General features: G+C 63.6%; 21 protein-coding genes and 1 pseudogene. 11 read left to right on the top strand and 11 right to left on the bottom strand.

The window, feature by feature from the left end; genetic code table 11:
- Positions 1–151 precede the first annotated feature (151 nt).
- The 5 genes and pseudogenes from ACFFP0_RS04490 (at position 152) to ACFFP0_RS04470 (ending at position 4,641) form a co-directional block, all read left to right on the top strand.
- A complete protein-coding gene (locus tag ACFFP0_RS04490) occupies positions 152–931 on the top strand; it encodes a hypothetical protein (RefSeq protein ID WP_377256844.1) in 780 nt (259 codons plus the stop codon).
- 298 nt (positions 932–1,229) lie between these two features.
- Complete coding sequence (locus ACFFP0_RS04485; RefSeq protein WP_377256841.1) at positions 1,230–3,419, top strand: anthranilate synthase; 2,190 nt, start codon at positions 1,230–1,232, stop codon at positions 3,417–3,419.
- 1 nt (position 3,420) lies between these two features.
- Positions 3,421–3,936 carry a GNAT family N-acetyltransferase gene (locus ACFFP0_RS04480; protein WP_377256838.1) on the top strand — a complete coding sequence of 172 codons (516 nt, stop codon included), beginning with the start codon at positions 3,421–3,423 and terminating at the stop codon, positions 3,934–3,936.
- Between the two features lie 94 nt (positions 3,937–4,030).
- A pseudogene (locus ACFFP0_RS04475) lies at positions 4,031–4,311 on the top strand (type II toxin-antitoxin system RelE/ParE family toxin).
- Positions 4,312–4,338: 27 nt separating this feature from the next.
- Entirely contained in the window at positions 4,339–4,641 is a 303-nt protein-coding gene (locus tag ACFFP0_RS04470; RefSeq protein WP_377256834.1) for a HigA family addiction module antitoxin, read from the top strand.
- Here the strand turns inward: ACFFP0_RS04470 and ACFFP0_RS04465 are convergent.
- A complete protein-coding gene (locus tag ACFFP0_RS04465; RefSeq protein WP_377256831.1) occupies positions 4,613–5,551 on the bottom strand; it encodes a LysR family transcriptional regulator in 939 nt (312 codons plus the stop codon). The two genes, ACFFP0_RS04470 and ACFFP0_RS04465, sit on opposite strands and share 29 nt — an antisense overlap.
- Before the next feature lie 172 nt (positions 5,552–5,723).
- On the opposite strand from ACFFP0_RS04465, the gene ACFFP0_RS04460 reads away from it, so the two are divergent.
- From ACFFP0_RS04460 to queF, 3 genes are all read left to right on the top strand, one after another.
- Positions 5,724–7,274: an MFS transporter gene (locus ACFFP0_RS04460; protein WP_377256828.1), complete on the top strand. Its 1,551-nt coding sequence runs from the start codon at positions 5,724–5,726 to the stop codon at positions 7,272–7,274.
- A 130-nt stretch (positions 7,275–7,404) separates the two neighbouring features.
- Positions 7,405–8,319 (top strand): cation diffusion facilitator family transporter, encoded by a 915-nt coding sequence (locus tag ACFFP0_RS04455; RefSeq protein ID WP_512699790.1) that lies wholly within the window; start codon positions 7,405–7,407, stop codon positions 8,317–8,319.
- Positions 8,316–8,780: a preQ(1) synthase gene (queF, locus tag ACFFP0_RS04450; RefSeq protein ID WP_377256825.1), complete on the top strand. Its 465-nt coding sequence runs from the start codon at positions 8,316–8,318 to the stop codon at positions 8,778–8,780. Before ACFFP0_RS04455 ends, queF begins: the two co-directional genes overlap by 4 nt.
- A gap of 209 nt (positions 8,781–8,989) precedes the next feature.
- Here the strand turns inward: queF and ACFFP0_RS04445 are convergent, their stop codons facing one another.
- Both ACFFP0_RS04445 and ACFFP0_RS04440 read right to left on the bottom strand, forming a co-directional pair.
- Complete coding sequence (locus ACFFP0_RS04445) at positions 8,990–9,799, bottom strand: DUF2076 domain-containing protein (RefSeq protein WP_377256822.1); 810 nt, start codon at positions 9,797–9,799, stop codon at positions 8,990–8,992.
- A gap of 91 nt (positions 9,800–9,890) precedes the next feature.
- Positions 9,891–10,478: a HupE/UreJ family protein gene (locus tag ACFFP0_RS04440; RefSeq protein ID WP_377256819.1), complete on the bottom strand. Its 588-nt coding sequence runs from the start codon at positions 10,476–10,478 to the stop codon at positions 9,891–9,893.
- Positions 10,479–10,693: 215 nt separating this feature from the next.
- On the opposite strand from ACFFP0_RS04440, the gene ACFFP0_RS04435 reads away from it, so the two are divergent.
- Positions 10,694–11,284: an ATP-dependent Clp protease proteolytic subunit gene (locus ACFFP0_RS04435; RefSeq protein ID WP_377256816.1), complete on the top strand. Its 591-nt coding sequence runs from the start codon at positions 10,694–10,696 to the stop codon at positions 11,282–11,284.
- A gap of 65 nt (positions 11,285–11,349) precedes the next feature.
- Here the strand turns inward: ACFFP0_RS04435 and ACFFP0_RS04430 are convergent, their stop codons facing one another.
- Positions 11,350–12,393, bottom strand: a complete 1,044-nt coding sequence (locus tag ACFFP0_RS04430; RefSeq protein WP_377257053.1) for a MerR family transcriptional regulator — start codon at positions 12,391–12,393, stop codon at positions 11,350–11,352.
- A 210-nt stretch (positions 12,394–12,603) separates the two neighbouring features.
- Complete coding sequence (locus tag ACFFP0_RS04425; RefSeq protein ID WP_377256813.1) at positions 12,604–13,218, bottom strand: 50S ribosomal protein L25/general stress protein Ctc; 615 nt, start codon at positions 13,216–13,218, stop codon at positions 12,604–12,606.
- A 243-nt stretch (positions 13,219–13,461) separates the two neighbouring features.
- On the opposite strand from ACFFP0_RS04425, the gene ACFFP0_RS04420 reads away from it, so the two are divergent.
- Together ACFFP0_RS04420 and ACFFP0_RS04415 are read left to right on the top strand one after the other, a co-directional pair.
- The gene (locus ACFFP0_RS04420; protein ID WP_377256811.1) at positions 13,462–14,907 is read left to right on the top strand and encodes a hypothetical protein; all 1,446 of its coding nucleotides are present in this window, start codon (positions 13,462–13,464) and stop codon (positions 14,905–14,907) included.
- 142 nt (positions 14,908–15,049) lie between these two features.
- Positions 15,050–17,101, top strand: coding sequence for a putative bifunctional diguanylate cyclase/phosphodiesterase (locus tag ACFFP0_RS04415; protein WP_377256808.1), 2,052 nt, complete (start codon positions 15,050–15,052; stop codon positions 17,099–17,101).
- Positions 17,102–17,104: 3 nt separating this feature from the next.
- Here the strand turns inward: ACFFP0_RS04415 and ACFFP0_RS04410 are convergent, their stop codons facing one another.
- The 6 genes from ACFFP0_RS04410 to pgeF all read right to left on the bottom strand — a co-directional run bounded on the left by ACFFP0_RS04410 (position 17,105) and on the right by pgeF (position 21,942).
- Positions 17,105–17,362 carry a hypothetical protein gene (locus ACFFP0_RS04410; RefSeq protein WP_377256805.1) on the bottom strand — a complete coding sequence of 86 codons (258 nt, stop codon included), beginning with the start codon at positions 17,360–17,362 and terminating at the stop codon, positions 17,105–17,107.
- A gap of 116 nt (positions 17,363–17,478) precedes the next feature.
- Entirely contained in the window at positions 17,479–18,021 is a 543-nt protein-coding gene (locus tag ACFFP0_RS04405) for a Kazal-type serine protease inhibitor family protein (protein WP_377256802.1), read from the bottom strand.
- 61 nt (positions 18,022–18,082) lie between these two features.
- Complete coding sequence (locus ACFFP0_RS04400; protein WP_377256798.1) at positions 18,083–19,015, bottom strand: ribose-phosphate pyrophosphokinase; 933 nt, start codon at positions 19,013–19,015, stop codon at positions 18,083–18,085.
- A 129-nt stretch (positions 19,016–19,144) separates the two neighbouring features.
- On the bottom strand, positions 19,145–19,909 hold the full coding sequence (locus ACFFP0_RS04395; protein WP_377256795.1) for a hypothetical protein: 765 nt from the start codon (positions 19,907–19,909) through the stop codon (positions 19,145–19,147).
- 85 nt (positions 19,910–19,994) lie between these two features.
- Positions 19,995–21,146 (bottom strand): M24 family metallopeptidase, encoded by a 1,152-nt coding sequence (locus tag ACFFP0_RS04390; RefSeq protein WP_377256792.1) that lies wholly within the window; start codon positions 21,144–21,146, stop codon positions 19,995–19,997.
- A 1-nt stretch (position 21,147) separates the two neighbouring features.
- Positions 21,148–21,942 (bottom strand): peptidoglycan editing factor PgeF, encoded by a 795-nt coding sequence (gene pgeF, locus ACFFP0_RS04385; RefSeq protein WP_377256789.1) that lies wholly within the window; start codon positions 21,940–21,942, stop codon positions 21,148–21,150.
- Between the last annotated feature and the right edge of the window lie 101 nt (positions 21,943–22,043).

Raw genomic sequence — 22,043 nt, 5'->3', positions numbered from 1 at the left:
CGCCGTTGAAAACAGGCTCTCAACGTTTCAGCCCCGAATGCGGTTGCGTATGCAATTTAAAGGGGAGTTTGATAATTTCTTCAATCGCCGATCTTGCGTTATGCGTGTATTGTTGATCTAACTCGCCTTATTGGGGAAAAGGAGGGGTCTGATGCAGGTGGGGATTTCATTCGTCATTCTGTTGTGCGCGGGCGGGCTTGCCGCCTGTACGCACGGGGAGAGCGGTCTCAAGGTGGTGAACATCCGGACGGATTTCGCCAAGACGAATTACGGCTACGTCAATTCCGGCGGTTATCGGGCGGGTTCGCTGTTTTCCTGGGACAAGGCAGCATCCCGGCTGGTCTTCCGCGACAACGTGCCGGGCTTCGAGACGGATATCTCCAGCATCCCGCCCACCGACAGCAGGATAACCTACCAGTCCGGCATGACGGCCGACGCGTCCATCTCGCTGGCTGTGAAGGCGCGGATCGACACGGTGCTGAAATCGGATGCGACGATCGCGATCAAGGATGCCAGGCGCCTTACGGTCTCCGGCGTGATCACCAGGATCACCAACTACATGAAGACGAATGGCGACCTGTTCGAGGAATGGAATTTTCGCGAGAGCGCGTCAAATTCCGATCGTTATTTCCTGATCGTCCGCGACGTCACCTACGGGGACAGTCTGGATGTCGAGGTCAACAACGAGAAATCGGCGGGGGCAGGTTTTCCGATCAAGATCGGCGACGCCTCGTTCCAGGTCAAGTTTACCGGCAAGGGTCTCGGCAATCTGAGCGGCAACGATATTCCCATCACCATGAACGTCTACGTTCTCAAGGCGAAATTCATCGAGAATGCCGAGGGCGGTCAGAATCCGACATTCGGCGTGGTGAACGATATCGATCTCAAGGATTTGCCGGAGCTTTTCCGATCGGTCGGCAGCACGTCGTAAGCCGCGGATGCGTGAGCCACGGATGCGTGCCGGGGCCGAACGAAAGGCGCTTGCCTAATCCCGAAAGTCCGGCTAACAATCCTGCCCATGACGATTTCGATGAACATCGGCAACTGGTGGTGGGTACGCTTCGCGCGGCCTTGACCAGTCATGTCCATCGACAAGACAGACAAGCCGCCCGAGAACCGAGGCGGCTTTTTTGTTGGCCGCAGGGGACCCGGGCAGAGAGTAGTGCCAGAAAGGTGTTTCGCGGCTTTCCGTCCGGAATTGCGCCGAAGCAGAGAGATCGGAGAGGGCAATGGTAACGATCATTCGGGATGACGGTTCGGAGGTCTACGAGACCAGGGGTGGGATTGGCGTCAGCCGGCAGCGGCGTGCGGCGGATTATGCCACCGCCATCTCTTCCTATGTCGACAGGCTGGACGAGCGGCGCGGCGCGGTCTTTTCCTCCAACTACGAATATCCGGGCCGCTACACCCGCTGGGACACGGCGATCGTCGACCCGCCGCTCGGGATTTCCTGCAACGGCCGCAAGGTGTGGATCGAAGCCTATAACGAGCGCGGCGAGGTGCTGCTCGGCTTCGTGACCGAAAAGCTGAAGACCGTCGATGACCTGACGCTCGGCGCAAGCACGGCCCGCCGGCTGGATCTTGCCGTCAACGAGCCGACGCGCGTCTTCACCGAGGAAGAGCGCTCCAAGATGCCGACGGTCTTCACCGTGCTGCGCGCCGTCGTCGATCTTTTCCATTCGGAAGCGGATTCGGCGATCGGTCTCTTCGGCGCCTTCGGTTACGACCTCGCCTTCCAGTTCGATGCGATCAAGCTTTCCATGGCAAGGCCCGAAGACCAGCGCGACATGGTGCTCTACCTGCCCGACGAGATTCTTGTCGTGGACCATCATGCGGCCAGGGCCTGGATCGACCACTATGATTTCTCGAAGGATGGGGCAACCACGGAAGGCAAGTCGGCCGAGATCGCGCCCGAGCCTTTCCAGCGCACCACGGTCGTGCCGCCGAAGGGCGACCACAAGCCGGGCGAATATGCGCAACTGGTGACGAAGGCGAAGGAAAGCTTCCGTCGCGGCGACCTCTTCGAGGTCGTGCCCGGCCAGAAATTCATGGAGCGCTGCGATAGCAAGCCCTCGGAGATTTCCAACCGGCTGAAGGCGATCAACCCGTCGCCCTATTCCTTCTTCATCAATCTCGGAAACCAGGAATACCTGATCGGCGCTTCGCCGGAAATGTTCGTGCGCGTGTCGGGCCGGCGGATCGAAACCTGCCCGATCTCCGGCACGATCAAGCGCGGCGAGGACGCGATCTCCGACTCGGAGCAGATCCTGAAGCTCCTGAACTCGAAGAAGGACGAATCCGAACTGACGATGTGCTCGGACGTCGACCGCAACGACAAGAGCCGCGTCTGCGAGCCGGGTTCGGTGAAGGTGATCGGCCGCCGGCAGATCGAGATGTATTCGCGTCTCATCCACACGGTCGACCATATCGAAGGCCGCCTGCGGCCGGACATGGACGCTTTCGACGGATTTCTCAGCCACGCCTGGGCCGTTACCGTCACCGGCGCGCCGAAGCTGTGGGCGATGCGCTTCATCGAGAACCACGAGAAGAGCCCGCGCGCATGGTATGGCGGGGCGATCGGCATGGTCGGCTTCAACGGCGACATGAACACCGGCCTGACGCTCAGGACCATCCGCGTCAAGGACGGCATTGCGGAAGTCAGGGCAGGAGCGACGCTTTTGAACGACAGCGATCCCCATGAGGAAGAGGCCGAGACCGAACTGAAGGCATCCGCCATGCTGGCCGCGATCCGCGACGCCCGCACCGGCAATACGGCCAAGGCCGGCCGCGACGTGGCGCGCGTGGGGCAGGGGGTGAAAATCCTGCTCGTCGACCACGAGGACAGCTTCGTTCACACGCTCGCCAATTATTTCCGCCAGACGGGAGCGACGGTCTCGACCGTGCGCACGCCGGTGCCGGAAGAAGTGTTCAACCGCTTCGATCCGGATCTCGTGGTGCTCTCGCCCGGGCCGGGCAATCCGAAGGATTTCGACTGCAAGGCGACCATCAGGAAGGCGCGCGCCAGGAACCTGCCGATCTTCGGCGTGTGCCTCGGCCTGCAGGCGCTTGCCGAGGCCTATGGCGGGGAACTGAGGCATCTCGCCGTTCCGATGCACGGCAAGCCGTCGCGCATCCGCGTGCTGGAGCCGGGCATCGTCTTCTCAGGGCTTTCCAGGGAGGTGACGGTCGGCCGCTATCACTCGATCTTCGCCGACCCGAAGACGCTGCATCCGGACTTCGTCATCACGGCGGAAAGCGAAGACGGCACGATCATGGGCATCGAGCACGCCAGGGAGCCGGTCGCGGCGGTGCAGTTCCACCCGGAATCGATCATGACGCTCGGCGGCGATGCCGGGATGCGGATGATCGAGAATGTCGTGGCGCATCTGTCGCGGAAGCGCGAGACCAAGGCTGCTTGAGATGTCGGCGGAAGACATAACGATAGAACCCATCCGGGAAGTGCATATCGAGAGCTTTCGCAAGGCTCTCGATATGGTATCGCGCGAACGGAAATATCTGACCTTGCTGGAAGCGCCGCCGCTCGAAAGCGTACGGGAATTCGTGCTCGGGATGATCGAGAACGGCCATTCGCAATTCGTCGCGGTCGCCAATGCGGATCAGGATGGCGGCGTGGTGGTCGGCTGGTGCGATATCCGCGGGCATGCGCGCGAGACGCATGCCCATTGCGGCACGCTCGGCATGGGGATCGTTTCCGGCTATCGCGACAAGGGGCTCGGCACGCGGCTGATCACGACGACGCTCAACGATGCGAAGGCGCGGGGGCTTCATCGCGTCGAACTGCACGTGCACGCGGACAATCCGAGGGCGGTCGCCCTCTATGAAAAGGTCGGCTTCGTGCGCGAAGGCGTGGCCCGGGATGCGGTGAGGATCGACGGGCGCTATATCGACGCGATCCAGATGGCGGTGATTTTCTAACCGAAACATATAGAGAGAATTGGTATCATATGGTGATACCTTCCTGTTGACATGGATTGGTATCGTTATATGATACTTTCATCGAGAGTTGACGATGATCCGGTCGTTCAAGGACAAGCTGACCCGTTCGATCGATGACGGTACGGTCAGGAAAGGCTTCCTCCCGATCTGGTTCGCAGAGCCCAGCTTCTGCTGGCGGTGTTGAATGCGGCGACCTCTCTGGAGGATTTGCGCTCGCCACCCGGAAACCGCCTGGAGAAGCTTTCCGGGGACCGGGAGGGCAGGCATTCGATCCGCATTAACAAGCAGTGGCGGATTTGCTTCGTCTGGACCGATGCGGGGCCGAAAGAGGTGGAGATCATCGACTACCATTAGGCTGATCATGGTCTACAGGAGATCGTCATGAACGTCAGTAACCTTCCTCCGATTCATCCCGGTGAAATCCTGCGCGATCTTTATCTGGAGCCGCTGGAGATGACACCTTACGCGCTTGCCAAGAAGCTGAAAGTTCCACGCACTCGCATCGAGCGAATCGTTGCGCGGAAGACCGGTATTACGTCGGACACCGCCTTGCGCCTCGCCAAGTTTTTCAAGACCTCGCCGGAATTCTGGATGAACCTGCAAAACAGCTTTGATCTCAAGCTGGAAGCTCAGATTCTGAAGGATGAGCTTGAACTCATTCCGGAGTATGAGACTGCGGCATAGCCTTCGGAACCTCCTCGCAGCCTGTCGCAAACAGCCTTTCGCTCAGGAAATCGACAAAGGCGCGAACCTTCGGCGACAGGTGCCGGTTCGACGGCCAGATGATGTGGAACAGTCCGGGAGCATCCAGATGCTCGTCGAGGATCGTGGCCAGGCGTCCGTCCGACAGGGGAGCGCGGGCGAGAAAGTCGGGCATGCAGGCTATGCCGATGCCGCTGATGGCCATCTGGCGCAGCGCTTCCATGTTGTTGCAGGTCATGACCGTGCGCACGCGCGGCTCCGGTGAGTCCGGCGGCCTGCGCAGCGGCCATTCCTGCAGCCTGCGGCTGTTGGGGAAACGGAAGCGGATGGCCTGGTGATTCTCCAGGTCGCGCGGGCAGCCGGGCGTGCCGTGGCGGGCCAGATAGGCGGGAGCGGCGCAGAGCAGCAGCCGGAAAGGTCTCAAGGCCCGCGATATCAGCCGCGAATCCGGCAGTTCTCCGCTGCGGATCGCCACATCCATTTCCTCGTCGATCAGGTCGACGATCCGGTCGTTGAAGTCGACGTCCAGCTCCACCTCCGGATAGCGTTCCATGAATTCGGGAAGGATCGGCACCAGGAGATGATAGGTGACGATGGGAACGCTGATACGCAGCCTGCCGCGCGGGACGGAGACCGCATGCGCCAGGGACGCTTCCGCATCGTCGAGTTCATCGAGCAGACGGCGGCATCGCTCATGGAAGAGGCGGCCTTCCTCGGTCAGGCGGATGCTGCGCGTCGAGCGCTGCAGAAGCCTGACGCCCAGCTCCGCTTCGAGCCGCGCGACGGCCTTGCCGACTGCGGAGGCGGAAAGGCCCGTGACGCGGCCGGCGGCCACGAAACTCCCCAGATCCGCAGTCCGGACGAAGGCGGTGATGCCGGCAAGCCTGTCCATGATGTCTTCCTATTCGAGCGTTTTCTTCCGGTATGGATGGAAGAATAGCGGTATTTTCCCTTCATTGCATCAAATCTATCGTGATCGGCGTTCGGCGTCCCGATTTTCAGGCTGCGGCGGCTCCCGCGCCGCAAGGGCGCCTGTCTTCGAGCAAACCCAAGGAATTCCCTTCATGAGAGATACGATACCCGACACAGGTACGGCCGGACGATCGTCGGTTCTTCTGGCCGTGTGCGCGGCCGCGGCGGCGATGCCGACCGCGTTCACGGGGCCGGCGGTGGCGCTTCCGGCCATCAGCCAGCACCTCGGCGGCAGCCCTGTCGCGCTCAACTGGATCACCAACGCCTTCATGCTGACGTTCGGCAGCACGCTGATGGCGGCCGGCGCGCTTGCGGACGCCTATGGACGCAAGCGCGTGTTCCTGGCCGGAACGCTGGCTTTCGGGCTGGTTTCGGCCGTGCTCGCCCTGGTGCAGGACATCTTCTGGCTGGATATGCTGAGGGCATTGCAGGGGCTGGGCGCCGCCGCGGCCTTTTCCGGCGGCATGGCCGCGCTTGCCCAGGAATTCGACGGCCAGGCGCGCGTGCGCGCCTTCAGCATCGTCGGCACGAGTTTCGGGGTGGGGCTGGCCTTCGGCCCCATCGTGTCCGGGCTGATGATCGACGCCTTCGGCTGGCGGTCGATCTTCGTGCTGGTCGTCATTCTGGCGGGTCTCGGCTTTGGCCTCGGACGTGCCGTGATGCGCGAATCGCGCGATCCCGACGCGGCCGGGCTGGACTGGCCAGGCATCGTCTCCTTCACGGCGGCGCTCACCCTCCTGACTTTTGCAGTGCTGCAGGCGCCTGAAACCGGCTGGGATCATCTTCCGGTGGTCGCCATGCTTGCCGGGTCGGTGCTTCTCCTTTTCGCCTTCGTTGTCGTCGAACGCCTAGCGCGGCGGCCGATGCTCGATCTGTCGCTGTTCCGGTATCCGCGTTTCGTGGGCGTGCAGCTTCTGGCGGCGGCGCCTGCCTATGGTTTCGTCGTCCTGCTCATCCTCCTGCCTGTCCGCTTCATCGGCGTGGAAGGAATGGGGCAGATCACCAGCGGGTGGCTGATGGCTGCGCTTTCCGGTCCGCTCCTCGTCCTGCCGCTCGCCGCAGGGCTTCTGACCCGCTTCCTCGCGCCTGCGACGATCTGCGGCCTGGGGCTGGCGGTCGCTGCGGCCGGTCTTCTGTGGCTCGGCCGGTTTCCGCCCGGAACCGACGCCCGCGCACTTGTCCTGCCGCTGCTGACGATCGGCGTCGGCATCAGCCTGCCCTGGGGGCTGATGGACGGACTTGCGGTGAGCGTCGTGCCGAAGGAGCGCGCCGGCATGGCGACGGGCATCTTCAGCACGACGCGCGTTGCGGGCGAGGGGGTGGCGCTCGCGGTCGTGACGGCGCTGCTTTCGGCCCTGATGCAAGGCAGGCTCTCCAGCGCTGCCGGCGACAGGGCAGGCTCCATCGCGCAGCATATGGTGACGGGCAATCCCGCCGGGGCGGCGGCCATCCTGCCGGCGCTCGGGCGGGCGGCGTTGCTCGATGCCTACGGCGACGCGTTCAGTCTCCTGCTTCTCGTGCTCACCGTCATCACGGCGGTCACGGCGGCGGTGGTCTTCGTCTTTCTCGGCCGCGGAGCGCCTGAGGAGGAGGCGGAGGAAGATAGGGCGCCGGCCGAGCCTTCCTGCCGGTCCACCCTTTGACAAACGGCTCGGCCTGATCCATATACCCGCCTATCCGAAACCGCCGCCGCGAGACGTCTCGCGGCGGCGGTTTCGCCGTTTTGGACCATGGGTCCTGCAAATCATTCGCACGCGCAACAAGGAAGACATGGTGGCGAAAGAGCGAGAAATCGTCGGACGGCTGGCTTTCTGGAGCATTCCGGTTTCGATTGTCGTCATGGGGCTGAAGATGCTCGCCTGGTGGGTGACGGGCTCGGTGGCGCTGCTGTCCGACGGGCTTGAATCCTTCGTCAATGTCTCGGCCGCCTTCATCGCCTATTTCGTCATTCTCTATGCGCAGCGGCCGGCCGATCACGACCACCAGTTCGGCCACTACAAGGCGGAATATATTTCCGCCGTCGTGGAGGGCGTCCTGATCGTCGTCGCGGCCCTTCTGATCATCAGCGAGGCCTGGAACGGGCTCGTTTCGCCGAAACTGCCGGAAGCGCCGGTGCTCGGCCTTGCGATCAACGGCGTGGCCGGCGTCATCAACGGGGTCTGGGCGACGATATTGATCCGTTTCGGGAAACTGCACCGGTCGCCGGCGCTGACGGCGGACGGCCACCATATCATGTCGGACGTCGTCACCTCGGCGGGCGTCTTCGTCGGCCTCATCCTGGCGATCGCGACCGGCAACGCGGTGCTCGATCCGGTGCTCGCGATCCTGGTCGCCTGCAACATCCTCTGGCAGGGGTACAAGGTCATCTCCCATTCGCTCGGCGGGCTGATGGACCGGGCGCTGGACCCGGAAGAGGAGGCGGCCGTCCGCGAGGCGATCGCGACCCATTCGGAGGGCGCGCTCGGGGTGCATGACCTGAAATCCCGCCGTGCGGGGGCGGCCGCTTTCATCGACTTCCATCTGGTCGTTCCCGCCGAAATGAGCGTCGAGGAGGCGCATGGGATCTGCGACCGCTTGGAAGATGCGATCAAAGGGATTATTCCCGGCGCCACATTGGCGATCCATGTGGAGCCCGAAGGCGAGCGCGCCCATGGACAGAAGGTAGAGGTCGAAGGAACAGGCAAATGACGACAACGGATGTGAGCGGGCTGTCGCAGCTCGGATCGAAGGTCGAGACACCCCGGAGCCCGGAAGAGGCGGTGCTGGAAAAGGTGCCGAACGGCAACCAGGGCACGGACTATGTGGTGCGGTTCACCGCACCGGAATTCACGTCGCTCTGCCCGATGACCGGCCAGCCGGATTTCGCGCATATCGTCATCGACTATATTCCGGACGGATATCTGGTGGAGTCGAAGTCGCTAAAGCTCTTCCTGCATTCCTTCCGCAACCACGGCGCCTTCCACGAGGACTGCTCGATCCATATCGCCAGGCGGATCGTCGATCTGCTTCAGCCGAAATGGCTGCGGATCGGCGCCTACTGGTATCCGCGTGGCGGTATCCCGATCGATGTCTTCTGGCAGACGGGCGAAGCGCCTGCCGGCGTCTGGCTGCCGGAGCAGGGCGTGCCGACCTATCGCGGCCGGGGCTGAGGAACGGTCCGGCGAAGCCGGAGCAGGCGATCCGGTGAAGCCGATTGCGATGGCGGGCGCGCCGCCAGGGCGAAGCGCCGGAAGCGGCGCGGCTTACAGGTGAAATGCTCCGGCAGAGCGTTTCACGCGTGTGAGGTATGCGCGACGCCCCGTTCCGTGGGGCATTTCGGTTGAGATTTTGCTCCGGCCGTCCCTATCAAGGATGGCGCTCACACGTCCATCGAGTCGTCGCCGCCGAAATCGCTATTGTCGAGGCCGGATTGATCGTCAGCGGAATCGCTGTCGTTGAAATCGGCCTGCTGCCAGCCATCGTTCGAATCCCGGTCGCCGGCACTGGAATTGTCGTTGTCCGAGGCTTCGCGAATGGCGTCGTCGCCATAATAGTTGTTGATGACCGTTTCACCGGCTGGCGCGCTGCCGGCTTCATTGCCGAAGGGATTGGCGCCGGCAAAGGGCGAGCCCCAGCCAAGCGAATTCATGTGATTGCCAAAAATGCCGGAGAGCGAATTGGCAAGCAGCATGCCGCCGGCAACGCCGGCCGCCGTTCCCAGCGCGCCGCGCAGGAAGCTGCCGCCGGCGGAAGGCATGGCCTGTTGCCCCCAGAGCCCCGAGGGAGGAGGGGGCGGCGCGCGATAGCCGTCGTCATAGTCCCGGCCCGGCCGGTAGCCCTGGCGTGAACTGCTCCACGGGCCGGAGGAGGGCGGAGGCGCCGGCTGCCGAGGCTGGCCCGAGCCGAAGATGGAGCTCAGGAAGCCGCCGCCCTGCTCGGCGGGATGAGGTTCGCCTGTACCGGCTTCCAACTCGCGGATGCGTTCTTCCAGTTCCCGGATGCGGTTGGCCGCGGCTTCCAGGCCCTTTTCCTGCACGACGACGGCCTGGGCCAGGTAATAGGTGGCGTAGGGCTGCTCGCGGGTCGACTGTTCGATGAAGCTCTCCGCCTCCCGGTCGCGCGGCGTGGCGGATGCCGTCCGCACGCGATCGAAAAGGGCGGTGAGGAGCTGGCGTTCTTCCGGTGACATTGTTGCCTCCTTGAGGGCTGTTGCCATGGCCAAGGAGGTAGGAAGGGATTCCGGCTTTTCAAAGCCGGAATCCCTTAAATCTCGGTAAGGATCAGCCGAAGACCAGCGACAGGCCGAGCAGGGCCGTGACTGCTCCGGCAAGACGCGTGACAGCCGGGGCGAAGCGGGAAATGCCAAGGCCGAGCCCGATGCCCACGGCATGGAGCAGGGCTGTGGCCGCGACGAAGCCGATGCCGAACTGAAGAGCGCCCGCCGATCCGAGTTCGCCGCCATGGGCAAAACCGTGGAAGAGGGCGAAGATGCCGACGACCGCGGCGGATACCGGGACGGGAAGTTTCACCGCCAGCGAGACGAGCAGGCCGAGGCCGATGACGGAAGCGAGGATCGCGGGCTCGACAAAGGGGAGGTTCATGCCTGCGAGAGCGGCGAGGAAGCCGAGAGCCATCGTGCCGACGAAGGCTGCGGGCACGGCCCAGAGCGCATTGGCGTTCCTTTCCGCCCGGGCGATCTGCGAGGCCCAGAGGCCGACCGCGACCATGGCGAGGATGTGATCGAGGCCGAAGAGCGGATGCGAGACGCCGGCCATGAGGGAGCCGTGCTCCAGGGGGTCGAGATGGGCGGCGGCGGGAGCCGTTGCGGCGGCAAGAACGGTTGCGGCGAGAGAAAGGCGTTTCAGCATCTTGGTCCCCTGTAAATTATGAGCATGCGGAATGACAGGGGAGGATAGGCAAGCGCGCCCTGGCTGTCCATCGGCATTCGCCACGTGGCGCGGCCTGTGACTACGTCATTCACCTTAGACTCCGGAAGGCACTCTTCTTAGACTTCGTCTCCATTGTTTTACGGCCGCGAACACATTATGTCCCGTATATGAATCTGATGCAGGAGACTCTGACTGTGCTCGACGACGAAGACGACAAGGACGACAAGACCAAGGAACTGCCGCTCGGCAAGGAAACGGAGGCGAACCTTTTCAAGTCGCGTTCGATCTTCATCTACGGGCCGATCACCCAGGAACTGGCGCAGAAGGTCTGCACGCAGCTCGTGGCGCTTTCCGCCGCCAGCGACGAGGACATCCGCATCTACGTGAACTCGCCCGGCGGTCATGTGGAATCGGGCGATTCGATCCATGACATGATCAAGTTCATCAAGCCGAAGGTCTGGATGATCGGTACGGGCTGGGTCGCATCCGCCGGCGCGCTGATCTATGCCGCCGCGCCGAAGGAGCGCCGTATCGCGCTGCCGAACACGCGCTTCCTGCTGCACCAACCGTCCGGCGGCACGCGCGGCATGGCTTCCGACATCGAGATCCAGGCACGCGAGATCATCAAGATGAACGAGCGGCTGATCAAGATCTTCTCCAAGGCCACCGGCCAGCCGGAGAGCAAGATCGCCAAGGATATCGACCGCGACTACTGGCTCGGCGCCGAGGAAGCCGTTTCCTACGGCCTCGTATCCCGGATCATAACCTCGCAGGGCGAAATCTGACAGGTTCGAGCTTTCGAGACGAGACCCCGCCGGCGCAAGCCGGCGGGGTTTTTCGTTCCCGGTCTTCACGCCACCTGCGGCCGCCAGGCGATGACGCCTTCGGTGCGGGCCCGGACCTCGGGCGACGCGAGGCAGGTCGTGACGGCTTCATAACCCGGCGCGCCCGGGTGAGGAGCGACCCGGCTCGGCGGGCTGTGGTTGGCGGGGCAAAGGATGATCGCCTCGTCCTGTCCCACTGCGGCAAGATCGAGGATCGCCGACGAACGGGTCAGCATGAAGACGGGGCGGGCGGTGCGGGCTCGATGACGAAGATAGCCGATCAGGGCTTCCTGTGTCGCCTGGTCCAGCCCCTGTTCGATCAGGTCGAGGACCAGGATATCCTGCGGGCCGGCCTCCATCGCCACGACGAGGGCGGCCAGGTCGGGTGAGGGTGTGCTTCCCTCCTCGGCGAGCCAGTGGAGCGCCTGTTCGACACGGGCCTTCAGCTCCGGATCGGCCTGCATGCGGGCTTGCGCCGCGGCGGCATTGTCCGCCCCGCGGTCGAGATCGACGAAGACGGCGCCGGGCAGGTGTTCGGCGATCGCCTTCGCGAGCCGCGTCTTGCCGCTGCCGAGCGGACCGATGATGTAGTTCAGGGAGCGGATGTCCCGAAGCTCGAACCTTTCCCCGCCCCAGGGCCAGGGCAGGTCAAAGGCGACGGCGATCTCCGCCTCGGGCCGCGCAAGCCGGGCAAGTTCCGTCATCTTCGGCGGAAGGCCGCCGGCAAGGCCCGCGCGCAGGTCGCGCACCGTTTCGACCGTTGCCGACAGGTGCCGGATGTCATCCTCAAGCCGTTTCTGGTGTGCGGCGAGCGCGGGCACGAGACCCTGTGCGTCGCCCTGCAGCACCCGCGCCACCTGGGCGAGGCTGAGGCCGAGCGCCCGGAGCGCAGCGATCTCCGCTGCGCGGGCCATTTCGGCGGGGCCGTAGGTCCGCCAGCCTGCCGCAGTTCGGACCGGGGAAAGCAGGCTGCGCCGCTCGTAGAGGCGGAGCGCCTTCTGGGATATGCCGAGGCGCTCGGCGGCTTCGGATGGGCTCAGATAGTGTGCGGAAGAACTCAAGGGAATCACCTCGTCGGTTGTTGACCGCATGGCTTATCGAGGCAGCCCCAGGGACCGGGTCAATAGCGGATGGCGAGATTTTACGTTCGGCTCCGGCCGGCCTGTTGCGGCCCGTCCGGTGCCGGTCGGCTCTCGGCCGGTCGCGCAGGCATTCCGCAGCCCATAAAAAAACCGCCCTCCGGAGGGAGGGCGGTTCTCAGGCCGGACGTTTCGTCCTGCTTATTCGGATGCGGAAGCCGAGGCTTCTTCGCTGGCTTCCTCGACACCGGCAGCCGGGGCAACGATGGTTGCGATGGTGAAGTCGCGGTCGGCGATGACCGGACGTACGCCCTTCGGCAGGGTGACGGCAGAAATATGGATGCTGTCGCCGATCTTGGCGCCGGAGAGGTCAACCGTGATGAATTCCGGGATGTCGTTTGCCGGGCAGTGGAATTCGACCGAGTGGCGAACGATGTTGAGAACGCCGCCGATCTTGATCGCGGACTTCTCTTCGTTGACGAAGTGAACCGGTACTTCGACCGTGACGTCGGTGTCGCCGGAAACGCGCAGGAAATCCACATGCACGGTGAAGTCGCGGACCGGGTCCAGCTGGTAGTCCTTCGGCAGGACCTGGATCTTCTGGCCGTCGACGTCGATCGTGGCAACCGTGGTCATGAAACCGCCGGCATGGATGCGCTTCGTCACTTCATTGGTCGAGAGTGCGATCGCGAGGGGGGCCTGCTTGTCACCATAGATGACAGCGGGAATGAAACCGTTGCGGCGAAGTTCACGGGAGGACCCCTTACCTACCCGTTCGCGCGCCTCGGCCTTGAGCTCATAAGATGCGTGGCTCATGGCATGTCCTTTCGAGGTTGTTTGGAGAGTTTTCCGCAAGCGATGGCCGCTGCGTCAAACCGAAGGCGCCATCCGGTGCGCTTCATCCGCGTTGCCTCCAAGGGTGTCTGCGCGGACCGGCGGGCTATAATACAATAGGGTTTGGAGCGCAAGCATTTCAGGCCGGAAAGACGCCGATCCTGCTTGACTTCCCGGACCCATCTTCCAAATTCGCCGGTGATTGAACGAAGGAAGGGCTGATTCATGAAGAGGGCTTTGATCGCGACGGGCGTGGCAGCCGTGTTCTCCGCCCATGCGGCGCAGGCGGCCGAGGTCAACGATCAGGGTGCCCGCGCGCTGAAGGACAGCCTGAGCCATTTCCTGCCGGACCCCGCACGAAGCAGCGGCTTCCTCACCGTCACGCCGGCCGGCGACCGCTACGAGATCAGCTACGATATCGCGAGGCTTCTCGCGACGATCGACAGACAAGACTTCACGGTTTCCGGCCTGACGCCTTTCACGCTCCTCGCGGCGCCGCTTCCCAATGGACAGTGGAAGCTGAACAGCGACAGCAACATGAATTTCTCCGTGAAGGGGAAAATGCCTGACGGCAGGCCGACGAACCTGACCTATTCCGTCACGGATGCCGTGTTCTCCGGCATTTTCGATCCTGCCATCAGCTATCTGCGCTCGGGCGAGGCGACTTCGGGTCCGATCCGCATGGTGTCGAAGAGCGGAGCGGAGGAGATCGAGGCGAGCTTCGCCGGCATGAACTATTCGCTGACCTCGACGGACGGCGCGATCGCCGGCGCCACGAATTTCCAGGGCAAGGGCTCGCTTGCCAAGTTCTACGAGCGGATCGCTGCTCCGCAGACCCCGCCGGTACAGATCCGCGCCGAAAGCCTCGATTTCGACGTCGGCGTGGAGGGCGTGGTCACGCAGAACATCCAGAAGCTCGTTTCGCTAACATTGGAGCTGATCAGGAACGAAAAGCCCTCGGATGCCGAGATCACGGAGCTGAAGGGGCTTATCCGCGACGCGATGCCGTTCTTCACCTCGCTGTCGGAGAAGATCGCGTTCAATAACTTCATCGTGGCAAGCCAGGCCGGCGATTTCGGCGTCGACAAGCTCGACTATACCTTGACGATGACGGAACCTTCCGAGGCGACGCGCATCGGTTTCGGCTTGGGAGTGGAAGAGATTTCCACACCGTCCGGCCTCGTTCCGGAAGTCTATGCCCGGCTGGTGCCGGACATGGCCGCCGTTGAAGTCGGGATCGCCGACCTCAATTTCACCCGCTTCGTGGACACCGTGATGGAGATGGAGCTGACGAAGCCCGGGCCTCCGCCCGAGGCGGAAGGCGAGCGACTGGGCAAGGCGCTTCTCAAGGACGGCCTGCTCACGATCGATTTCCCCAGGGTCGTGGCCAGATCGTCGCTTTATGATATCGAGGCTTCCGGTGAGATCACCGGCAATCCCGACGAGAAGGACCGTTATAACCTCAAGACCTCGATCCTGGCCCGCGATATCGACAGGCTGATCCAGTATTTCCAGGGTGCGGCGAAGGTCGATCCGCAGTTCAACCAGGCTTCCTTCGCGGTCATGATGGCCAAGGGCATGGCGAAGACGGAGCCGGACGGGCGGCTGCGCTGGGATATCACGATCGAGGACGGGAAGACTTTCAGCGTCAACGGGCAGCCCATCCGCTGATTTGCCAGGCGGTTGCAAGCATTTCTCCGTCAGAATTGATGCCGGTCCGGGCTTGGCTTTATTTACCATTCGGAAGAACGTTTCGGACATGTTTCAGTGCTAAAACTTCTCAGTCAATGCAATTGAGAAGTAACAGGTATTCATGTTTCGCGTTCTTTCCTGCGTCTTCATCGAACACGATCTGCGCTACATCATCGGAGCGGTTTTCATCTGTGCGGCGGGGTCGTTCCTGACGGTCCGGCTGTTTTCGCGCGTTCGGCGAGGACGTGGCCTGGAAAAGGGTATCTGGCTTTTCCTCGCAGGCTTTATCGGCGGATCGACCATCTGGACGACGCATTTCCTGGCCATGCTCGGTTACCTCGGCGGCGGGCAGGCGGGGTACGAGCCGGCCATGACGTTTCTCTCCTTCGCGGTCGCGGTCATGACGGCCATGGCCGGCCTCGGCATTGCCGCCTATGGAGGCCGGTCTGCGCTCATCGAGGCCGGCGGCACGATCCTGGGGCTCGGCATCGCCGCCATGCATTACACGGGCATGGCGGCCTATGATGTGCAGGGCGTCATCCTCTGGGATCGCAACTATGTCATCGCCTCGCTGGTCCTGGGTGCGGTATTCGGCGCGCTCACGACCAATCGCGTCATGCGCCCGGTGACACGTTTCTGCAAATATGGGGCGGTTCTGACGCTGATACTGGCGATCGCCACGATGCATTTCACCGCCATGGGGGCCGTCACCGTCGTTTTCGATCCGCGCGCGGTGATGCCCGCCACGATCGTTCCGCCGATCGTGCTCGGTTTCGGCGTGCTGTCGCTGATGCTGATCCTGCTGGCCCTGACCGCGGCGACCTATCTGATCGACGCCCGCACCACCAAGGCGGCCGTGGAACAATATCGCCACCTCTCCCTTCACGATCCGCTGACGGGGCTTGCCAACCGTGCGGCTTTCAACGAGCAGCTTGCGGACATCGCGGCCCGCCCGCTCGATCCGATGGCCCACACGGCCGTGCTTTCCTTCGATCTCAACCGTTTCAAGGAGATCAACGACGTCCACGGACATGCGGCCGGCGATGCGGTGCTGAGGGCGGTCGGCAGCAGGCTTGCCGAGGCGATCGGGGAGAACGAGTTCGCGTCCCGTGTCGGCGGCGACGAGTTCGTCGCGTTGAAGCACATGTGCTACCGGCGTTCGGACGCGCTGGCGCTGGCCAACCGGCTGCTGGCGGAAATCTGCAAGCCGATCGAATGGGCCGGCAACACGCTGACCGTGGGCTCCAGCGTCGGCATAGCGCTCTATCCGGACGAGGCAAAGACGGTCGATGACCTGCTGGCGCAGGCGGACGTCGCCATGTACCGCGCCAAGCAGACCGGCGACAACGTCATCTGCTTCTACGATTCCTCCATGGACCAGGCGGTGCGCGAGCGCAACGCGCTGGCGATGGATATGCGCTCGGGGCTGGCGAAAGGGCAGTTCCAGCTTTTCTACCAGCGCCAGAACGACACGTTCACCGGCGCGGTGATCGGTTTCGAGGTCCTGCTGCGCTGGAACCATCCGGTGCGGGGGCTCGTTTCGCCCGTCGAGTTCATTCCGATCGCGGAACGCACAGGCTTCATCAACGAGCTTGGGGAATGGGTACTGCGAACCGCCTGCAAGGAGGCGGCAGGCTGGAAGAACCCGCTCGGCATCGCCGTCAATGTCGCCTCGCAGCAGCTCGCCGATCCGAGCCTACCGCAGAAGGTGCGTGAAATCCTGAAGGAGACGGGGCTCGACGCAGCGCGTCTCGAACTTGAAATCACGGAATCCGGCATCATCGCTGATCATCAGCGCGCGCTGCAGACCATCCGCCATCTGAAGAGCCTCGGCGTGAAGATCGCCATGGACGACTACGGCACCGGTTATTCGTCACTTTCGACCCTGATGACCTTCCCCTTCGACAAGATCAAGATCGACCGCAGCTTCGTCGACGGACTGGCGGTCAGCGAGCAGTCGGCGGCGATCGTCCGCTCGACGCTGATCCTTGCGTCGAGCCTGCATATCCCCGTGCTTGCGGAAGGGGTGGAAACCGACGAACACATGATCTTCCTGCGCAAGGAAGGGTGCATGCAGGTCCAGGGCTATCTCTTCGGCAAACCGGGACCGCGCGAGGGCATCGAGGACATCGTCAACGGCAAGACGGGTCCGGCGGTCGCCAGGGTCGCCTGATCCTCAGCGCCGGGGCTCGCCGCCCGGCGCATAGACGGTCTTCTGCTCGAAACGGAACTTGTGGCTGCATTGGCCGCAGCGCAGCATGTATTTGCGCGGATCGGTGGACGCAAACTCCGTGAAGAAGCCCACCGGCAGCTCGTCGATCCGGAAATCGCGATTGCTTTGACGCTTGTCGTCCGTTTCGGACACCTCGGCAAAACCCGTATTGCCGCATTGGGAACATTCGAGTTTTCGGGAATAGCGGTCTCGCGCGGCCATGAGGAACTCCTTCGACAGGCGCCTTAACTAATCGAAGCTGCGATGCAAAGCAAAACGCCGGGACGGTTGTCCCGGCGTTTTGCTTCATGCATTCCACGGCTCCCGGCCTATGTCGCTCAGCGGCGGCACTCTCCGGAGGCCACGACGCTGAAACCGGCATTTCCCGCTTCGCAGGCGTTCGGGAACGTCTGGGTGCGGGAACCGCGCTGGCCGCAGACCGGCCGGTATTCGCGCGTGCAGACACCGCCGGGCCGCTCGGGGCGTCCCGGGCGATCGGGACGATCCCAATCCGGCCTGTCGGGACGGCCTGGACGATCCCAGTCCGGCCGATCAGGACGGCCCGGGTGATCCCAATCCGGCCGATCCGGCCGACCCGGCTGCGGGAAGCCGGGCTGGCGGCATTCGCCGCTGCTGACGACGCGGTAGCCGCGCTCGCGCGCCTGGCAGGCATTGCCGAAGGTCTCGGTGCGGCCGCCGCGCTCGCCGCAGACCGGGCGATATTCCATCGTGCACATCTGCGGTTGCGGCCGGGGTTCGGGCCAGGGACGCTGCGGCGGATAATAGCCGCCCGGCCCGGGGCCGCCTTCGACGCAGCCGGACAGCAGCGGAATAAGAAGGAAAAAGGCCAGCCTCTTCGACTGCCCGAAACACGAAACCATAGCGACTCACTCCTCGTTGTGTTCACAAGAAGTTTATCGGAACACCTGTCGTTGCAAAAGGTCAGTCGAACAGGCTGGAGACGGAGGATTCCATCGCCGTGCGGCTGATCGCCTCGCCAAGCAGGTTGGCCGTGGTGATGACGCGGATGTTGTGGGCCGACTGGACCGCCGTGGTCGGCTGGATGCTGTCGGTGATGACCAGTTCGCGCAGCTGCGAGGCGGCGATACGGGCAACCGCGCCGCCCGAGAGGACGCCATGGGTGATGTAGGCCGTCACGCTTGCAGCGCCCTTCGCCAGCAGCGCATCGGCGGCGTTGCAGAGCGTGCCGCCGGAATCGACGATGTCGTCGATCAGCAGACAGTCCTTGCCGTCCACTTCGCCGATGATATTCATGACCTCGGATTCGCCGGCGCGTTCGCGGCGCTTGTCGACGATGGCGAGCTGGCAGTCGAGGCGCTTGGCCAGCGCGCGGGCGCGCACCACGCCGCCGACATCGGGCGAGACGACCATGACGTTGTTGAGGTCATAGTGCTCCTTGACGTCGCGGGTCAGGATCGGCACGGCGAAGAGATTGTCGGTCGGTATGTCGAAGAAGCCTTGGATCTGGCCGGCATGCAGGTCGAGCGTCAGGACGCGGTCCGCGCCGGCCTCGGTGATCAGATTGGCGACGAGCTTGGCCGAGATCGGCGTGCGGCCGGAGGCGCGGCGGTCCTGGCGGGCATAGCCGAAATAGGGAAGGACCGCCGTGATGCGCTTTGCCGACGAGCGGCGGAACGCATCGATCATGATCAGCAGTTCCATCAGATGGTCGTTGGTCGGAAAGGACGTCGACTGAATGACGAAGACGTCTTCCCCGCGCACGTTTTCCTGGATTTCAACGAAGATTTCCTGGTCTGCAAATCGCCTTACGCTGGCTTTTCCGACTGGAACATTGAGATAGCTGCAGATCGCGTCGGCGAGGTGCCGGTTCGAATTGCCTGCGAAAACCTTCATTTCGGTCCGCCTGTTTTGAAGCTGGATGCGGGCCTTTTACCGCCGCTGCCCTCGAATGCAATAGTGTTTTGCGCCTCACCACGGTTTTTTATGAAGAAACGATGACCGGCGGCTTTCAAGCCACTCCTTCTATCCGCGTTGCGACTGGCGCCAGCTCAGGTAGTCCTGGATGGTCTTGCCGGCGATGGCCTCCATGGTGGAGGCGGGCACGGCCGCCCATGGATCGGAACCTTTCGCCGGCACGCTTTCCTGTCCCTGCATGCGGTGCAGCCGGGCGCCGGAATTGTCGAGGATATCCCAGACGTAGATGACGGTGACCTTGTTGCCGTCGACGAAGGCGGAGAAATAACCCTTCAGGATGTTCTCCGTGCTGGTATCGCCGGACGGGCGGATCGTCAGGCCGCCGGCCCGTGCCTGGGCGCCGAGCTGGCGCGAAAGCGGCGTTACCGCCTGAACCGGTGCGCCGATGATCGGCAGGAAGCGGACCGTGCCGCCGGACGCGCCGGACGGCGGCAGCGAGGCCTGCTGCGAGGGAGCGGCCGTTGCGGGCGGCTGTTCCTGCGGCGGCTGCGCCGCCTGTTGCTGGCCTTGCCCGTTCCATTGCGGCGCCGGGCCGGAAGACGCGGGCGAGACCGAGCTGCCGGTTTCGAGCGCGCGGGCCTGGGCCTCCAGGGTGTTCTGCGGCCCGGTCCGGTAGCCGCCCTGCCGGGCGCCATAGGTTTCCGGCTGCGCGGATCGCGCCATGCGCTCGGTATCGGCTTGGGTAACGGGCGCGGACGCCGTGCCGCTTCCGCCGCCGACATTCGCCTGCGGCGTCAGGGCCTCGGTCGTGTTGCAGGACGACAGGGCGACCGCGAGCAGGATTGCGGAAAACAGTCTTCCGAAAAGCCGCATGCCCGCCTCCTGCACAAGATTCCCCATCCCGGAAGCTTATTGTTCGCCTTCGGGGCCTGTCAATCGCCGGATGAGAGACTGAAAATCAGCGCAAAATAAGGTCCAGACCGTGGCGGGAAAGAGGCTGCGGATCGGTTTCGGTGGTCAGGTAGGTATGGCCGAGGGTCATGGCGGCGCCGCTGTCGGAGTCCATGATGATCATATGTGCGAAAAGCGTCATGTCGGGCAGGATCTCCTGCGGGTTGCCGACATGGAACATCTGGTGCTCCATCCACGAGGGCGAAAAACGGGCGCCGAGCGAATAACCGCAGGCATTCAGGCGGTGGCGCGACAGGCCGCGCTCGTCGAGAATGCGGGCATGGGTATCGAAAACGTCGCCGAACGTGTGGCCGGGGCGCAGAACCTCCTCGATCGCCCGGATCGTTTCGAGGCAGGCCTTGTGAAGCTCCCGGTGGCGGAGCGTCGGTTCGCCGATGATGACGGTGCGCATCATCGCGGCATGGTAATGGGCTGCCGTGCCGGCCCATTCGAGCGTCAGCTGGTCGGTCGCGTCGAGCTTGCGGCGGCCGGCCTTGTAGCGGCACAGAAGCGCATCGACGCCCGAGCCGATGATGAATTCGTTGGCGGGATAATCCCCGCCGCCGAGGAAGACCGCGCCCTGCATGGCGGCCAGAATCCCGGCCTCGTCGCCTCCGGCCCCGATGAGCGGCAGCGTGGCGTCGAGCGCGTCATCCGCAAGCTCGGCGGCGCGTTTCGCATAGGCGATCTCCGCAGGGCTTTTGACGAGGCGCAGCGTGCTGACGAGATAGGAGGCATCGCTGATCTGGCCGAAGGTGGAGAGCTGGTTGTCCACCAGCCGGGCGGTGCGGCCCGTCATGCCGTGGGTGTCGTATTCCACGCCGATCTTGGCGCCGAGCAGATCCATGTCGCTCAGCATGTTCTTGAGGTCGAGCGTCGGATCGGCGTTCACCCGGTCGACCCAGACGACGATGTTCTCGATGATCGAGGTATGGCGCGCCTGGCGCAGGTCCGCGGAACGGGTGAGCAGCGTCATCGTGCCGTCGGCCTTGACCACCAGCGTCTGGAAAAAGCAATAACCGAAGGTGTCGTAGCCGGTCAGCCAGTACATGCTTTCCTGGGCGAACAGCAGCAGCGCATCCAGCTTTTCCGCGCGCATCCTCTCCGTCAGCCGCGCCAGGCGGTCGGCATATTCGGTTCTGTCGAAATGCAGGGCCATATCAATCCTCCCGAATAGAGATTGCTGAAATCTGGCGGCCGTAGTCCGGCTCTCTTGCGTGGGTGGTGCGGCGATAGGAGAAGAACCGTTCCGCATCCGGGTAGGTGTCGAGGTCGAGGTTTTCGGCCCGCACGCCGGCGGCCTTCAACCTCCTGATCGTCAGCGAGGGCAAGTCGAACATGGCATGCCCCGGCTTTTGCGAGGCCGTGAAGAATTCTTCGTAGCCGGGATCGAAAGCAAGGAAGCGTTCGACGAATTCGGGGCCGACCTCGTAGCTTCTCGGGCCGATCGAGGGGCCAAGCACGGCGGTGATCCTTTCACGAGCGGCGCCGAGCGATATCATGGCCTCGATGGTGTTTTCGAGCACGCCGCCAAGCGCCCCCTTCCAGCCCGCATGGGCGGCGCCGATGACGCCGTTCTCGCCGTCGGCAAACAGGATCGGGCCGCAGTCGGCCGACAGCACGCCGAGCACCACGCCGGCAACGGTGGTCACCATGGCGTCCACCTGAGGCCGCTCGCCGGCATAGGTCTCGTCCACCACGAAGACGTCCGGGGAGTGGACCTGGTGAACGGTCGCAAGCTTGTCCAGCGGCAGTCCGAACCAGCCGGCGACGCGGGTCCGGTTCTCGATCACCTTCAGCCGGTCGTCGTCCGAGCCGATTCCCACATTGAGGCCGGCGTAAAGTCCCTCGGACACGCCGCCCTGGCGGGTGAAGAAACCATGGCGGACGCGGCCGCCCGCCACGTCGTTCAACAGGGGGCTCTCAATCGGCGTCGGCAAGGGGCTGTCCTGCATCGGCGTTGTCTATCCTGTTGATTTCAAGGGATTTTGTGCAGGCGCAAGATGAATGCCCGCTGCTTCGGTCCGGGGCGAGAGTGGCCCAAGCGAAGGGGGGA

Origin of the sequence: Neorhizobium puerariae (assembly GCF_042429745.1) — a bacterium.
GTDB classification, from domain to species: domain Bacteria; phylum Pseudomonadota; class Alphaproteobacteria; order Rhizobiales; family Rhizobiaceae; genus Neorhizobium; species Neorhizobium puerariae.
The sequence above is the reverse complement of the archived record's forward strand: the minus strand, read 5'-3'. Positions and strand labels throughout refer to the sequence as shown.

Coding starts and splice junctions, on each gene's coding strand:
- pgeF (WP_377256789.1), bottom strand. CDS start 21,942: ATGCAGGACAGCCCCTTGCCGACGCCGATTGAGAGCCCCCTGTTGAAC.
- ACFFP0_RS04420 (WP_377256811.1), top strand. CDS start 13,462: ATGAAGAGGGCTTTGATCGCGACGGGCGTGGCAGCCGTGTTCTCCGCC.
- ACFFP0_RS04395 (WP_377256795.1), bottom strand. CDS start 19,909: ATGCGGCTTTTCGGAAGACTGTTTTCCGCAATCCTGCTCGCGGTCGCC.
- queF (WP_377256825.1), top strand. CDS start 8,316: ATGACGACAACGGATGTGAGCGGGCTGTCGCAGCTCGGATCGAAGGTC.
- ACFFP0_RS04400 (WP_377256798.1), bottom strand. CDS start 19,015: ATGAAGGTTTTCGCAGGCAATTCGAACCGGCACCTCGCCGACGCGATC.
- ACFFP0_RS04410 (WP_377256805.1), bottom strand. CDS start 17,362: ATGGCCGCGCGAGACCGCTATTCCCGAAAACTCGAATGTTCCCAATGC.
- ACFFP0_RS04440 (WP_377256819.1), bottom strand. CDS start 10,478: ATGCTGAAACGCCTTTCTCTCGCCGCAACCGTTCTTGCCGCCGCAACG.
- ACFFP0_RS04445 (WP_377256822.1), bottom strand. CDS start 9,799: ATGTCACCGGAAGAACGCCAGCTCCTCACCGCCCTTTTCGATCGCGTG.
- ACFFP0_RS04425 (WP_377256813.1), bottom strand. CDS start 13,218: ATGAGCCACGCATCTTATGAGCTCAAGGCCGAGGCGCGCGAACGGGTA.
- ACFFP0_RS04480 (WP_377256838.1), top strand. CDS start 3,421: ATGTCGGCGGAAGACATAACGATAGAACCCATCCGGGAAGTGCATATC.
- ACFFP0_RS04465 (WP_377256831.1), bottom strand. CDS start 5,551: ATGGACAGGCTTGCCGGCATCACCGCCTTCGTCCGGACTGCGGATCTG.
- ACFFP0_RS04415 (WP_377256808.1), top strand. CDS start 15,050: ATGTTTCGCGTTCTTTCCTGCGTCTTCATCGAACACGATCTGCGCTAC.
- ACFFP0_RS04490 (WP_377256844.1), top strand. CDS start 152: ATGCAGGTGGGGATTTCATTCGTCATTCTGTTGTGCGCGGGCGGGCTT.
- ACFFP0_RS04460 (WP_377256828.1), top strand. CDS start 5,724: ATGAGAGATACGATACCCGACACAGGTACGGCCGGACGATCGTCGGTT.
- ACFFP0_RS04405 (WP_377256802.1), bottom strand. CDS start 18,021: ATGGTTTCGTGTTTCGGGCAGTCGAAGAGGCTGGCCTTTTTCCTTCTT.
- ACFFP0_RS04485 (WP_377256841.1), top strand. CDS start 1,230: ATGGTAACGATCATTCGGGATGACGGTTCGGAGGTCTACGAGACCAGG.
- ACFFP0_RS04470 (WP_377256834.1), top strand. CDS start 4,339: ATGAACGTCAGTAACCTTCCTCCGATTCATCCCGGTGAAATCCTGCGC.
- ACFFP0_RS04390 (WP_377256792.1), bottom strand. CDS start 21,146: ATGGCCCTGCATTTCGACAGAACCGAATATGCCGACCGCCTGGCGCGG.